We start from the raw sequence: 14880 nt of genomic DNA on the forward strand, positions 1-14880 counted from the left end.
ATTAAGGCCACGGTATAGATGGAATAGTTGGCCTTACAATTAACAAAAAGTCTATAAAAACAACAAAATGGGTTGAGGACAATATCCTCAACCCATTTTGTCAACAGCCCCATATGGATTGGGTGGTGTTCTATTTGGTCTACTCTCCCCCAACTATTAATGGCCAGCATGCGCGGAGTTTGCTTCACGAACTAGTCCAATCCGAGCTGCTGCTTCCTGTATCAGGCTCCCATCGCATTCGTACTTAACGTCTAGGACCCAAAGCAATGCAGCGACTTTAGATTAGATTACGTTATCGCATAACGCTATTCGGTACCAATGGACACCTATTTGTAAAATAGCGTTATGCGATAACGCTAATAACGCCATAAGTCGATGTTTCCTCGAAATTTAACAAAATAGCGTTGCGCGATCACTTTATTTCTAGCAAGAAAAGTAAAAAGACCAAAATAAGGTGATGCCATCACCTTATCTCGAAGCCAGGCTCCAATAGCATTCGTACCTACCGTCTAGAACCTAAGGCAAGGCAATGCAGCGGTTTTAGATTTGATTACGTTACAGGAAAACGCTATTCGGTACCAATGGACACCTAATTGTAAAATAGCGTTATGCGTGCACATCTAACCTGCCTTTTCTGTGAAACGGGGCCGAATTACATGTGCTTTTTCCTTTTATATTGTAGGATCCACCTACCTTTTATGGAAAGAAACCAAATTGACACTCTCGTCATGCATCTAGTATGATCAAAGGAATTACATTGATAACGATAATCATTATTATACATTGGAGCGTGCTGACGATGCCCATCGAGAAGAACGTCGATTTTTCGCTAGTAGAAATGTACTTTCATATTTCACCAAAAGGAATGGAAGAACCTCTCCTGCACATCCCTGGACGGCAGCTTTTAGATGGACCGACGATGCTCAACGTCCTGCAGCAGGGTCAAACGATGCTACTCGGCAAGGGACTCGATATATCAGCGTCCTTCCTTGGACTCACGCTTTTCAATCTGGTGGCTACGATCCAACTTTTCCTTGCTCAGTACAATCAATGGTTGGCCTTCGATTTGGACAATATCGCGTTTGAAGCAGAGAACCACGACGACCATGCGCATTCCGGCTTCAAGATCGTTAACCTCCAGTGGAAGGAAGTCCCGACTGAAGATCGCGATCTTTTCATTGAGTTGGAGATGCGCTCACTTTTCACGAACCTCATAAGCCCGGTTATTGCCGTTATCGCTGAGCAAGCCAAAGTGAACCAAGCCATGATTTGGAATCAATTTGCCGCGAGAATGACATTTGTTCGTGACTATGTGTTGGAAAATGACCCTCGCCCACAAGTCCGCGAACAGTTCGTCGCTGACTACGAGGTGTTGACGAAGCAATTAACGCCGGATGTTTTTGGCCGTAAAGTAAATCCTTTCGTCCATGAGCCGAAGTACATAGACAGCCCTTATCAAGAAGGTAAAAAAATTCTGATGCGCTCCTCCTGTTGCATGTATTACCGCCGCGAAGAAGGAACAAAGTGCTTCAGTTGCCCGATCCTCAAGGAGTCGCAGCGTGACGAAATGTTCAATGAGATCAAAAGCAAGCAAGCGAGTGAAGCTACTGCTGGTTAACAGATAAATCAAAGCCCCCGAGATCATTCTCAGGGGCTTTCGTTTATTTCCCGCCCGCACCGTTCACAAAGGTGAACGAAGCAAACGCCTTATTTAAACGCGCGACATTCGCGTCGGTGCTGACTGCCGCATCGATACGAAGCGTTACCGTGTACGTGACTTGTTTACGATTAAACAAATAGACCGTTTCGGTATACGGAATGTGCTCTTTCGAGTAGCTCACCGTATACTTCTTCGCTTTCACATCACCGAAAAGCGTGACATCCTCTGACGTGTACGTGTAGTCACTATCATTGGAATGACTTTCCCTCTGCTCATCCTCAGCATCTTTCAGCACCTCGGCGTAGGCCGTTTTGCTGTCTGTCTCTACACGCAAGTATCCACCTGTAAAGGTGAAGGACTTCGTCGCCTGATCGTTGCCATCATAAGGACGGTTCGTTGTCCACATTTCTGGGATGCGCAGGGTGTAGTTAAACTTCTCGTTCTTGTACAGAGCCGTACGATCCGGATCGGCAAGTTCATCAAGATCCTGAATGTAGCCGAGCTCCCCATCCATCGTCTCTTTATCCACCGAGATCGACGCCACCACGTTATCCCAAATTTTCTCTAGTTCATCACCTTGATCGTCCTGTGGATAGGTCATTTGAACTTCATATTTGTACTTGTCTTTGATGAAGAAAAGCGAAATCCCCGCATACCACTCGTCCCCTAAGGAACTCGCAAAGCCTACCTGCCAGGCAGGCGCACCATCTACGGTTACTTCCACAGGTTTGTCCACACGACGATAATCCGCCGTATATTGCGCTTCGAACTCATCGATCTCACGATCTACCCAGTCCTGAAGGGTATCCCCTGAAGACGCTGAGGTCACATTCACATGAACCGATTGCGAATAATCATCATTATAAAAGGATGTGCTGCCACGATGACTCTGCTCCCAAGCCGCAGGCAAATCAATCGATAACCCGTACTCACTGGTGTACGTTACGTCGTCGGAACTAAACACGGAGATATCCTTCAGTGAGTTATCGGCCGGATTAAAAGCAAGCTTAAAGCTATCCAACAGATCATTATAGCTATTTTGTTTGGAACGATTCGTGTACTGTTCTTTGGTTACGAATAATTGCACGGTATACAAGCGACCGCCATGCTGGTAACCTCGTGTCTGAATATAGCCGTCTTCTCCTGAACGGCTTACGATTTTGGCATAAGGACTGTCTGCACGCTTCACGTACTGACGCTCCAAAATCGTTGCGCTATCCGCGTAACCCGAATACTCACTATCATCACCGCCTGCTACTTTGTTCAATAGCGCAGATGGTGACAGCTCATCGCTTTGATCGCTATCTACGCGAATGGAAAGCGCGAATTCACCCTTCGCATCAACGAAGCTTGCCGAATCGCCGTCGTCCGATTGTTGTCTTTTGACAAGTCCCGCCGGGTATTTCATGGACCAGCCGAAGTGGCTGTCGCCAATCTTCGTTTTACCGCTGTCCGCGTCCAGAGAGCTCCCGTCATCAGTATCCTCGGTTAACGTCGCTCCTGCACTATGGAGCTCCCCTAACTTCACCGTTTTGGTCAAGGTCGCGCTTCCCGATTGAAGCTTAATATCCACCGATTGGCCTGGCACATACGTTTTAATCGCCTCGTTGTAATCCACGAGTGTTTTGACAGCACTTGGACCGACGGAGATCAAGACTTCATCTTGTTCAATTCCCGCCTCTGCCGCCGGCGAATCCGCATCCACGTAGGCCACTCTTAACCCCGTTGAGCTTGGCAGGCCTACAACAGCCTCCCAGCTTTCTTCCAATTCGAGCCCTGTGTAGGCGCGTTTCACTTTGCCATACAGTTCAAAATGCTTCAACACAAACTTCACGGTATCCACGGGTATCGCAAACCCGAGATTTTCCACGCCAATATCGGCGTATTTCATCGTATTAATCCCAATGACTTCGCCCTTCATATTGATCAAAGCACCACCGCTGTTGCCCGGGTTAATCGCTGCGTCTGTTTGAATCAGCTGGTACTGCGAGCTCACGGAGCGATCTAGACCACTGACAATTCCGACCGTTACGGAGTTACGTAAAGCGAACGAGATCGGCGTACCAATGGCCGCTACCGTTTCACCCACTTTTATATCCGAGGAGGATGCAAATGTGGCAGGCTTTAAACCGACAGCGTCGATTTTGACTAGTGCCAGATCGCTCTCCTCATCGATATTCGAAGCATGCCCGCGATAGGTTGTCCCCTCGGAGGTCACAACGACGATATTTTTCATATCTTTGACAACATGAGCATTCGTTACAATCACACCGTTCGAGGCCACAATCACACCTGTCCCGTGTGCAAGGTTAAATCGATTTTTCTCTAATGACTTGTCCATCTCAGAAGATGGCTTTCCTATAATGGCGACAACGGAAGGCGAGGCTTTCTCGATAACCTGCGGAATCTCTGCATTAATTTCTGCTGCATAAGCATGTGAAGACATAGGCTGCGCAAACGTCGTCGTCAGTACGAAAGCTGCGACCAGCGTTATGCCCCCTTTTTTCATCCAAACGTTCCAATTCGCCATTGTGTCGTTCCTCTCTTAACCAAAGTTAGCAATAGCTAGAATCTAGCACAATTCTGATAGAGAGACAACATAAATATTTCCACAAAAAGGGAACTTTATCGACATTCCGCAACCCTTTCTGGATGCGTATACACGGTTAAGTGGTCCCTCCGAATGAAGCCAACAACGGTAATACCTAGATCATGAGCCAGACGAAGGGCTAGATCGGTTGGTGCTGATTTGGACAAAAGAATGCCGACGCCGATTTTCGACGCCTTTAATACCACCTCGGAAGAGACTCTTCCGCTGAAAGCAAGGACCTTATCCCGAACTGAAATCCGCCCCCGAAGGATGTGTCCGTATATTTTATCAAGCGCGTTATGTCTGCCAATGTCGGCTCGGGTAAGAAGAAGCTCATTCGCCGTGCACAACGCCGCGTTATGCAGACCTCCTGTAAGCCGAAATTCAGCCGATTGCTCCTGAAGCTCGCTCATCAGATGGAAGCATTGGGGAATGGTCAGACTGAGCTTCGTCGTCACCGTTTTGGCCGTGCGCATGTCATTGTGAAAATAAAACTGACGGCTTTTCCCGCAGCAGGACCCGATGAATCGTTTGGACACCATCTGACGGCTCAGCTGATGAAGATGCCGCAGCTTCACATGGGCGAAGCCGCGGTCGTCCTCTAGGGATAGGGATTCAATCTGATCCACGAACCGGATCATGCCTTCCGAGGCAAGGAAACCCGTGACCAAATCGACCGTGTCGCTTGGTGTATAGACGAGTGTGGCGAATTCTTCGCCATCGAGCAGGATGGTTAGCGGCGCTTCGATCGCGATTGTGTCTTCTTCAGGAAGCACCTCCGAGCCGTTATAGCGGTGGATGGACCACGTGGTTGTAGTTGCTGAAGGCTGCCATTCATCCATCCTTATCCCTCCATTTCGGTTTCCAGCTCTAAAATGCGCTTTTCCACGTAACGTGTGTCTTTGTGTGCGTGATGCGTTTCCGCCTTTTCAACGATGACGGCCGTATTATACTCGGGAATGCCTGCAAAAGGTTCATATACCCCTTTGGGTATCAAGCTGTTGCCTTCGGGCCAGTGGACTTCGATGTTACCCTTGCGGATGTCGGCCTGCTTGGCTCTGCCATGCATGTTGCCATAGCCGTTGTAGACAACAATGGCTTCGCCTTCTTGTAAGGCAAGGCTGCGCATATCTTCCTGTCCCATCAGGACATCGTAGCGATCCGCTTCATTGAAGGGATCTACGTCGCTGTAGATCATCGAATTGAACTGCTTGCCGCGGCGCGTCGTCACCGCGAAATGCCCCTCCGGCTTCCGCAGCTCCGGAAGCTCGATCGGCAGCAGCGTGCCGCGGCCATCCGGCGTCGGACAGACGCCGTCCTCGCATAGCCACGCGCCGCCGTACTGAAACACATCCCCGCGCTCCCGCAGGTGCTGGATGCCGTCGTAGCTCGGCGCGGCCAGCGCGATCTCCGCGCGGATCGCTTCCGCACTGCCGCAGCCTAGCAGCGCTGCAGCTTCGGGCTTCACGCGGCGGGCGAGATCGACGTAGATGTCCCACTCCGCGCGGGCTTCGCCGATGCGGGGACCGGTGATCTCGGGCGAGAAATACACCATCCGCTCCGTGGAGGTGGATGTGCCGCCCCCAGGCTGCTCGTAGCGTGTCATCGCGGGCAGCACCACCACGGCCTCCCGCGCGTCAAGCAGCGTGGAGGTGTTGAGGATGATGTCCTGGTGGACACGGACATCCATGTTTGTAAGGGATTGCTGGACGAACTCCGGGTCCGGCATCGTCTCTAGGAAGTTGCCTCCGGAGGTGTAAAACAGCCGGAGCTTCCGCTCCTGCTCCTCGGGCAGGAGCGCGTTCTCGAGGGTGACACCAACGATGTCACCCTGCCAGCCCGGCAGCTCGAAGCCCCAGAGCTGCTCGATGCGCTTGCGGTCGGCGGCGTTAGAGATCTCGCCGCCTGGCAAGGAGAAGGGATCGGCGCCCATTTCACCGGATCCCTGCACGCCGCTGTGGCCGCGGATGGGCATCAGCCCGCAATGCTCGCGGCCGAGAAAGCCCCGCAGGAGGGCGAGATTCGCCACCTGCGAGATGTTGTCCGTGCCGAAGCGGTGCTGTGTGAGCCCCATGCTCCACACAAAAACCGCGCTAGCGGCACGCGCTAGGATTGCCGCGAGCTCGCTGATGCGCTCGCGGGTGAGGCCGGACGACTGCTCCAGCGTCGTCCAGTCCTGCTGCGCCACGTGGGCGCGCAGCTCTTCGTAACCGTTCGTGTGCGCAGCCACGAACGCATGGTCAATCGCGGATCCAGGCTCGCGCTCCTCCATCTCAAACCATACCTTCATGATCCCGTTCATGAAGGCAATATCTCCGCCGATGTTCACTTGGTACACATCGTCTGCCAACTTCGTGCCGAATAGCGCCGATTCGGCAATCGAAGGGATCCAGTACTGCTCCATCGACGGCTCGTAGTACGGGTTAATGACAATGATCTTCGTCCCTTTACGCTTGGCCGCATACATATACTTCGTCGAGACCGGTTGATTGTTCGCGGCCACACTGCCCCAGAACACAAGGACGTCCGTGCCGATCCAGTCCTTGTAATTGCAGGTTGAAGCGCCCACACCTACGGAGCGCTTCAGGGCCGTCTTCGACGGCGAGTGGCAGATGCGCGAGGCATTGTCGATATTGTTCGTGCCGAGCAACCTCGCTACCTTCGCTGCCACATAGTACGACTCGTTCGTAATTCCCCTCGCCGTCAAGTAAAACGCCATCTGCTTCGGGTTCAACCCGCGCATCTTCGCCGCAACCAGCTCCAGCGCCTCATCCCAAGTGGCGCGACGGAAACGTCGCTCCCCCTTCCTGCGGATGAGCGGATAAGGAATGCGCCCGAGCTGACGAAGCTCGGTGGAGCTCAAGCGGCTGAGCTCGTCGATGTCCGCATGCAGCAGCTCCTCACGGATAGCTGGCATCGTATTCAGCCGCAGCACGTTCAGCCGTGTCGTGCAGATATGCGGCCCCGCCAGCGTTTGATCGTACAGTCCCGACACCCCTAGCGCACAGCCATCGCACACCCCTTGTGTCAGAATCCTCACCGCATAAGGCAGGTTATCTCGATTTTGCCAAGCGATTTTGGCCGTCTCCCGAATATGCTTCGGCTTGACCTTGCCGAGACCGAACGGTATCTTACTGACCCAAAGCTTCGGATCTGGTTTAGCGGGCAGCTTGATCGGCCCCGTGTGCTTCGTTTTCCCCAAATTAAACGCCTCCCAGTGCGTGTATGTATGTTATTTCTTTATATTTGCATTCATGTTTGTCTTGTCTTGTCTTGTCTTCCCTTACGTACTCCACCTTGCTTTCTTCCCTTGTTCCGCCCATCTCTCCCTAATCGCACTGCACGTCCCTCCAAAATTGCGATTATGCAACTTTTTGCCAACTAATCACATGTTTTCGAGAAATGCGTGCGATTATGCAACTAATTCTGCCATTTCTAATGTTTGTAGCTTACTTCTCGCCAAAAGGTTGCCTTTTCGCAACCTTTACTTCTCGACGGGGAATCTAGCGTGAAATTGTTGCACATTTGCATCTTTAACCTGACTGCTGACTAGCTGAGCTCTCGCCCGCTTGACTGAACGGTCTTTCTTGTCTTTCTGCTCTTCCTGCTCTTTCTGCTCTTCTGCTCTTCTGCTCTTCCTGCTCTTCCTGCTCTTCCTGCTCTTCCTACTCTTCCTGCTCTTTCTGCTCTTCCTGCTCTTCCTGCTCTTCCTGCTCTTCCTGCTCTTCCTGCTCTTTCTGCTCTTCCTGCTCTTCCGGCTCTTCCTGCTCTTTCTGCTCTTTCTAGCCTTCTACCTGAGCTTCTTGCCAACCGACTAACCGCCAGAAACCCTTCTAACCTCCCGTTCCCCATCTCATTCCCTATGCAACCCGCTCTGACTATTCTATTCCGCTCATCCCCCATGCTCTTCAGCTTCTAAGAAGCAAAAAACCACCGCAAAACAACCCCAAGCCCCTCTTTACGAGAAGAGTCTCGGGTTGTCTCACAGTGGTTAGTCTCCGGCAGGTTCGCTACCAAGTGCCAAGCACCTTACTAATATATATGTAGATATACGAGCGGTTAGTTATCCGTTTCTTGTACCGAACTTCTTTTCCAAATCCTCATCAAAGACGAATACCGACATGCCTACATCCTGCTCAATATCGATATCGACGAATAGCTGAATGAACTTCGAGCCAAGCAGCTCTTCCATCTCTACAGGTGGATGATCCTTGTAGATCTCTTTGACCATTTCTGTGCGTGCCGTGCGGAGCATTTGCCTGCCATCGCCCGTCTTCGCCATAAACTTCTCTACAGGGGAAAGGTTCCCTGCCATTTCACAGATCGCCCAGCTTTTGCAGAAGGTCGTCGTTACGCGTTCTGGCCCTTTGCCCATATGCCTTTTGCGATACGCCTTCACCAGGTTACTAAATTCGGCCTCCATGCGATTCATCGGCCCAGCCACCTTTATGATTACGTTTACAAGCTTGTCCTCTTCATCATAGCAAGAAAGCCTATACCTGACAACACTTTAGGGCGCAGAATGTCTTGCCTCTATTCATCATCTTCCCATTTACGCGAATAAGCCTTCTTCGTTATCCAAATCGTCAGCCCAATAACAATAACGATTGCAATTACACTTCCAATGACCGCACCAACCACCTTCAACACTCCCCCTTTTATCTACTCATACATCCCATTGTATCACCCTTTAGAACAAATCCAACTGCCTCGGCGCAAGCCCCTCGTAGTCTAATCCTAGCATGCTCATCAATGTTTTCGCATTCCCCGCGGCATGTCCACCTGAGTTGTTGTTGAAAATGATACAAACCTCACGTGTCTGCTCCTGCAAGCGGAGCAGCCTCACCTTCCACTCCAACAATTCCTGCGGATTGTAGTCGTACAAATACCGCACATCGCGCCAGTTGGCCTCGTTCGTCTGCACCCATCCCCCGACGTTGCGTCCATGGAAGCGAACCATCGTCATGTCCGGATGCGTAGCCTCCAAGACGATCGGAACGGATCCAATTCCCGCCTGCGGCTCGTCGCAGATGCTGTGTATCCAGCCCTCACGCTGCATGAAGGCCAGCGTCTTATCGCGCATGTCCTCCGTGAACCAACTCTGATGTCTGAACTCCAACGCGAGTGGCACATCGCCCATTCTCGCCTTCGCCTCTCGAATAACATCCACGTTCGCTTTGTTGCATGCAAACCACGGTGGGTACTGAAACAGCACCGCCTTCAGCTTCCCCGCTTCCTGTACGGGGCGGATCGACTGCAGAAACGCCTCGAACATCTGATCAGCACCACCTGCAAAAGGATTTTCTCCCCGCAGATGCCCCGTCATTCCTTGAAAGGCCTTAATTATGAAGCCAAAATTTGCGGGTGTCTCTTGCACCCATTTCGCATAGTTGCGTTCTGGTTGAACCGCGTAGAATGAGGTATCCACCTCCACCAGTGGGAAATGGGCACCATAAGTCGTCAGCTTCCCTTTGCTTCCTCCCAAATCATGGTCACCCCAACCCGCTAGGCCGATGTTAATCATTGTTACCACCTCGTGCTGAATCACTTTATCTAAAATATTCGTTCATCTATCCTAACATCCTCCTCCACCATACAAAAAACTATAGTCTTCACCCTATAGCTGGATGAGGAAAAGCGCGTCTCCTCCCTGAAGAGACGCGCTTTCTCATCTTACATTTATCACTCGTTTACAGCCAGCCAATGGCCAGGCTGTACTTCGATAAACCTTGACCGCTCCAGCCCGTACGGATCCTGTATGGTCGGATCAATGAGTGGCACGAACGTCTTACGAGACTGCACCGCCGGATCGGGAACTGGAATCGCTGCAAGCAGCGACTTGGTATACGCGTGCATCGGGTTGGCATATAGCTCTTCGCTCTCCGCAAGCTCGACGATCTTGCCCTTATACATAACGGCTACTCGGTCACTAATATGCTTGACCATCGAAAGGTCGTGAGCGATAAATAGGTACGTCAGCCCCAGTCTCTGCTGCAGCTCCTCCAGCAGCTTGACGATCTGCGCCTGGATCGAAACGTCCAGGGCCGAGAGCGGCTCGTCGCAGACGATAAACTCCGGCTCCACAGCCAGTGTTCGAGCGATGCCTATCCGCTGCCGCTGCCCGCCGGAGAACTCATGCGGGTAACGCATAGCGTGAGATGCGCTGAGACCGACCATCTCAAGCAGTTCCTCGATCCTATGCTGCCGCTCCCCCTTGCTGCTCGTCATGTGATGGAGGTCCAGCGCCTCGCCGATGATATCGGCAATGCGCATACGCGGGTTCAGGGAGGCATACGGGTCCTGAAAGATCATCTGCATGTGGCGCCGCATCGTCTTCATCTCCTTGCGGGATAAGCGATTAAGCGAGATGCCCTTGTACAGCACCTCTCCGCCTGTCGCTTCGTTCAAACGCAAGATCGTACGGCCCGTGGTGGACTTACCACAACCTGATTCTCCTACAACGCCAAGCGTCTCCCCGGCACGGATGTCAAAGCTGACATCGTTGACTGCTTTGATAATCTGGCCTTTGCCTAGATTGAAATGCTGTTTAAGCGATCGGACCTCCAGCAGCGGGCGACCATCTGCAGATCGGATGACGGAGGAAACCAATTTGGGTTTCTTTTTCTCGTCAAGCCTTGGCAGTGCATTCAGTAGGCGCACCGTATAGGGATGCTTCGGTGCAGCAAAAATTTCCTCCGTCGTGCCCGTCTCGACGACCTCGCCATCCTTCATGACCACGACCCGATCGCACATGCCGGCGACGACACCTAGATCATGCGTAATCAAGATGATGGACGTGCCGAGCTTTCGCTGAATCTCCTTCATCTGGTGCAAAATTTGCGCCTGAATGGTTACATCAAGCGATGTAGTTGGCTCGTCCGCAATAAGCAACGAAGGCCGACAAGCAAGCGCGATAGCAATCATGACCCGTTGACGCATACCACCGGAAAATTCATGGGGATACTGTAAATAGCGTGCTTCTGGGTAGGGGATCCCGACTAGCTTCAGCATCTCAATCGCTTCCCGCTGTGCTTCCTCCTTGCCAAGCTTCCGATGCTTGATCAGACTCTCCTCAATCTGCCGACCAATGCGCATCGTCGGATTAAGCGAGGACATTGGATCTTGGAAAATCATGCCGATATCGCGACCGCGAATCTGCTCCATCTCCAAATCTGACTTATCGGCTAGGTTCTGTCCTTGGAAAAGTACCTCTCCCCCCTTCACCATGGAAGGAGGCGAAGGCAATAACCTCATGATCGTACGTGCCGTAACGCTCTTCCCGCTGCCGGATTCGCCGACGATGCCCAGTGTCTCGCCTTCGCGAACGGAGAAGCTTACGTTACGAACCGCTTCAACCTCTTTATCGCGAGCATAGAAAGAGACAGATAATTGCTTCACTTCTAATATGGATGTCATATAATCACCTTTGAGTTGGGATAAACTTGAAAAGAAAGTTTCTATCATTCGTAAATACATGTTAAAATATAAGTTAATTATATAGCAACGATAAAAAAAATATATAATTCAAATAAAATAAACTATTATTCGACTTTTATTGACATTTTTCGCTACCGATCTTAAAATCTACTATATCGATCGGAATAATGCAATATAAACTGACCGACAAAGGAGCACTCAACTTGACCCGGCACACTTCCACTATGGATTCCCCACTAGTCGACAGACTCGGGAACCTCTTTTCCAAAATGCTATTGCATCCAACTTATCGCTTTCTGCTGCTATTAGCGGGCGCTCCGTTGCATCTAGTCGTCTTTGCGGTTCATCTGTCTAATAAGAAGAAGAGTATGCACAAGGCTAAGTTGGACAAGTTAGAACAGCAATGGACTTCATCCGGATATCGAGATCAACTGCTCGCAGAGACGAAGGAACAACTCGAACGCAAGCACCGATTTTTCGGTCAGACCGTCGCACCAGAGAAGCTGAATCGCGAAGCTAACCAGATCACGGCGATCAAGTTCAGGGAAGCGTTGTTGCGTCACCTTGATGCTGAGCAAGATGGGAATGGCAAGTCGCAGACCACCTATGCCGATACATTTACCCAACTGATCCGGCACCATGCATTTTTGGCTATCTCCATTATTCCCGGCGTGCTCATGTACATACTTATGTTGATTTATAGCAATGCCTATTTCAAATACATCGCTGAACGGCTCGTAATGACCGTTTTCGTCATTTTTGGCGTCGCCTTTCTGGTCTTTACCATTCTCTATCTGTCGCCCATGAATCCTGCCGCCAACATCATTGGGGAAACGGCTACAGCCGAGCAGATTGCCAAGTTTAATCAACTTTACGGTCTTGATCAACCTTATCTGACTCAGCTCTGGCATACGTTCCGCGGTATTCTGACATTCGATCTGGGCAAGTCCTTCGCAGGCAACGAAGTGGTCACCACCTCCATCGCTGCAAAGTTTCCCGTAACGCTGACGCTAACCGTCATCTCTACAATCGTAGCGGTACTGATCGCCCTGCCGATCGGGTTGATATCCGCTACTCGGCCGAATTCTTTTTTTGACTATACGTTCATGCTGATTGCGCTAATTGGATTGTCGATCCCGAACTTCTGGCAAGGGCTCGTCCTCATCCTGAATTTCTCGATCAAGCTGCATTGGCTCCCAGCTACGTATAATCCTCAGAACGCATTGACCATGATCATGCCGATTGTCGTATTAGGAACAGGCCTTACGGCGGCAGTCGCGCGGATGACACGTTCTTCTACACTGGAGGTCATCCACGAAGATTATATTACGACAGCCCGGGCCAAAGGGTTATCCCGCAGGCAGGTGCTTTGGAAGCACGCCGTAGGCAATGCGCTCATCCCGATTATTACGGTCATCGGACTTCAGTTCGGTGCGATGCTCGGAGGAGCGGCTGTGACGGAGAAGGTGTTCAATATCAACGGGATTGGAAGCTATATCGTGGACAAGCAGTTTATCCCCGATATTCCCGCAATCATGGGCGGAGTCGTCTACACCGCTATCACGATTTCTATCGTCAATGTCGTCATCGACATTTTATACGCTTTTTTTGATCCAAGAATCCGTTCCAAAATGAAACAATACTAGCAGGTGACAACGTGACTAAACCGATACTTACTAAACAAGACACTCATTTCAGATTACGCACCTGCTCGGAATACGGACAGGCCAGCTTCGCCGGGATCGCCTCTTTAATCTTGGCAATGGTATTGTTGATCAACAGCTTCGAAGGGGCCCACTTGGCTGTGAATTCAGCCGTGTTCGCTGCTTTTATCGCCTATTTAGCCTTCGCTCTGCTCCAATTGGGAACAATGGCTTTGATCCGCAGAGATCTGCTTCAGCATGGCGAGCTGCGTCGCACGACTCGCTGGATAGGCTACGTACTATTGCTCAGCTTGCTGACCGCTAATATTTTCATCGTAACGGCAGCCTTTCAACTCATCAAGCGCAAGAAGAGCGCAGTCTACACACTCTCGGTCTACGCACTGTTGACCACAGTGTTCGTATTCGCCGTATCTGCGTTAAACGTTTTCAAGCCCTATGTATCCAACTTATTCGTACCTGGTATGTCCCTGATCTTAGTCGCAGGCGCCATTCAACTACTTGCCCTGCTTCTGATCTCCCGGTATGCAGACGATCAGCTACTGCCTAAGTGGATGTGGATATTTGCGGTCCTGCTGCTTGCAACCTCTCTAACGGGCAATTTGTTCGCACTGGCATTTGGCATCCTGTTAATGTCCAAACTTAAGAGTAGAGAAGGTTCGTCCGGCACGAAATTAAATGAGGTTATCGACCGGCTGTCCCGCAGTTCCACTTCCATGCTGGGCCTGTGGTTCATCGGCTTCCTGTTGGCTATCTCGTTGTGCAGCTACTTAACATTCGACTACGGGATGGCGATCGAGAATAATTACGGAGCGATCCTGCAAACGCCAAGCCTAGCCTATCCGCTTGGCACGGACAATTTTGGCCGATGTCTATTCTCTCGGATCGTATTCGGTGCACGTATCTCGCTCTTCGTCGGTATCCTCTCAACATTGATCCCTGTCATAATCGGGGGTTCACTTGGAGCGATATCCGGCTACTATGGACGCAATACGGACAATCTCGTCATGCGAGCGCTTGATATCTTATACGCGATTCCAGGCATCCTACTAGCCATTGCTATCATCGCGGCATTCGGTGCCAACACCGTCAATCTCATTATCGCGCTGAGCATCGGGGCCATCCCTACCTATGCTCGGACCATGCGAGCCAACGTGCTGCTCGTCTCAACACTTGAATATGTGCAAGCAGCACGCGCTTTTGGCGCAGGCGATCTCACCATTCTGCTCAGACATATCATCCCGAACTCCATTGCGCCGATGATTGTCAAGTCTACGCTAACTGTCGGCGGGGCTATCATCTCGACGAGCAGCTTAAGCTATCTCGGACTCGGCGTCGAGCCGCATATCCCTGAATGGGGCAATATTCTGAAGGTAGGGAGTTCCTACCTTGAAACCCATTCCTATACGGCAATCTACCCAGGCTTGGCTATCATCGCGTTGGTACTGTCCTTCAATTTCCTTGGAGACGGACTACGCGACGCACTTGATCCCAAGCTTGACTAAACAAACGATATTCATCTTGGAATATTC

General features: G+C 51.0%; 11 protein-coding genes. 4 read left to right on the forward strand and 7 right to left on the reverse strand.

Annotation, left to right across the window (positions count from 1 at the left end):
* Positions 1-188 (reverse strand): hypothetical protein (locus tag AC58PQ_RS19700; protein ID WP_497244466.1); only part of this gene is annotated, 188 nt, incomplete at its 3' end.
* A gap of 611 nt (positions 189-799) precedes the next feature.
* On the opposite strand from AC58PQ_RS19700, the gene AC58PQ_RS19705 reads away from it, so the two are divergent.
* Entirely contained in the window at positions 800-1618 is an 819-nt protein-coding gene (locus AC58PQ_RS19705) for a (2Fe-2S)-binding protein (RefSeq protein WP_497244468.1), read from the forward strand.
* Positions 1619-1661: 43 nt separating this feature from the next.
* On the opposite strand, the gene AC58PQ_RS19710 is transcribed toward AC58PQ_RS19705, so the two are convergent.
* The 3 genes from AC58PQ_RS19710 to AC58PQ_RS19720 all read right to left on the reverse strand — a co-directional run bounded on the left by AC58PQ_RS19710 (position 1662) and on the right by AC58PQ_RS19720 (position 7452).
* Positions 1662-4190 carry a trypsin-like peptidase domain-containing protein gene (locus tag AC58PQ_RS19710; protein WP_497244470.1) on the reverse strand — a complete coding sequence of 843 codons (2529 nt, stop codon included), beginning with the start codon at positions 4188-4190 and terminating at the stop codon, positions 1662-1664.
* Between the two features lie 95 nt (positions 4191-4285).
* Positions 4286-5092: a formate dehydrogenase accessory sulfurtransferase FdhD gene (fdhD, locus tag AC58PQ_RS19715; protein ID WP_497244472.1), complete on the reverse strand. Its 807-nt coding sequence runs from the start codon at positions 5090-5092 to the stop codon at positions 4286-4288.
* A 2-nt stretch (positions 5093-5094) separates the two neighbouring features.
* A complete protein-coding gene (locus AC58PQ_RS19720) occupies positions 5095-7452 on the reverse strand; it encodes an FdhF/YdeP family oxidoreductase (protein ID WP_497244474.1) in 2358 nt (785 codons plus the stop codon).
* Positions 7453-7819: 367 nt separating this feature from the next.
* Between AC58PQ_RS19720 and AC58PQ_RS19725 the strand changes: the two genes are divergently transcribed.
* Entirely contained in the window at positions 7820-8068 is a 249-nt protein-coding gene (locus tag AC58PQ_RS19725) for a hypothetical protein (RefSeq protein WP_497244476.1), read from the forward strand.
* Positions 8069-8313: 245 nt separating this feature from the next.
* Here the strand turns inward: AC58PQ_RS19725 and AC58PQ_RS19730 are convergent, their stop codons facing one another.
* The 3 genes from AC58PQ_RS19730 to AC58PQ_RS19740 form a co-directional block, all read right to left on the reverse strand.
* Entirely contained in the window at positions 8314-8682 is a 369-nt protein-coding gene (locus AC58PQ_RS19730; protein ID WP_497244478.1) for a Na-translocating system protein MpsC family protein, read from the reverse strand.
* A gap of 258 nt (positions 8683-8940) precedes the next feature.
* Positions 8941-9774, reverse strand: coding sequence for a DUF72 domain-containing protein (locus AC58PQ_RS19735; protein ID WP_497244480.1), 834 nt, complete (start codon positions 9772-9774; stop codon positions 8941-8943).
* A 158-nt stretch (positions 9775-9932) separates the two neighbouring features.
* Entirely contained in the window at positions 9933-11666 is a 1734-nt protein-coding gene (locus tag AC58PQ_RS19740; protein ID WP_497244482.1) for an ABC transporter ATP-binding protein, read from the reverse strand.
* A 245-nt stretch (positions 11667-11911) separates the two neighbouring features.
* Between AC58PQ_RS19740 and AC58PQ_RS19745 the strand changes: the two genes are divergently transcribed.
* Both AC58PQ_RS19745 and AC58PQ_RS19750 read left to right on the forward strand, forming a co-directional pair.
* Positions 11912-13333: an ABC transporter permease gene (locus AC58PQ_RS19745; RefSeq protein ID WP_497244655.1), complete on the forward strand. Its 1422-nt coding sequence runs from the start codon at positions 11912-11914 to the stop codon at positions 13331-13333.
* Between the two features lie 11 nt (positions 13334-13344).
* Positions 13345-14853: an ABC transporter permease gene (locus AC58PQ_RS19750; protein WP_497244484.1), complete on the forward strand. Its 1509-nt coding sequence runs from the start codon at positions 13345-13347 to the stop codon at positions 14851-14853.
* The last annotated feature ends 27 nt before the right edge of the window (positions 14854-14880 follow it).

The sequence above is a fragment of the Paenibacillus sp. J22P143 genome, assembly GCF_059692035.1.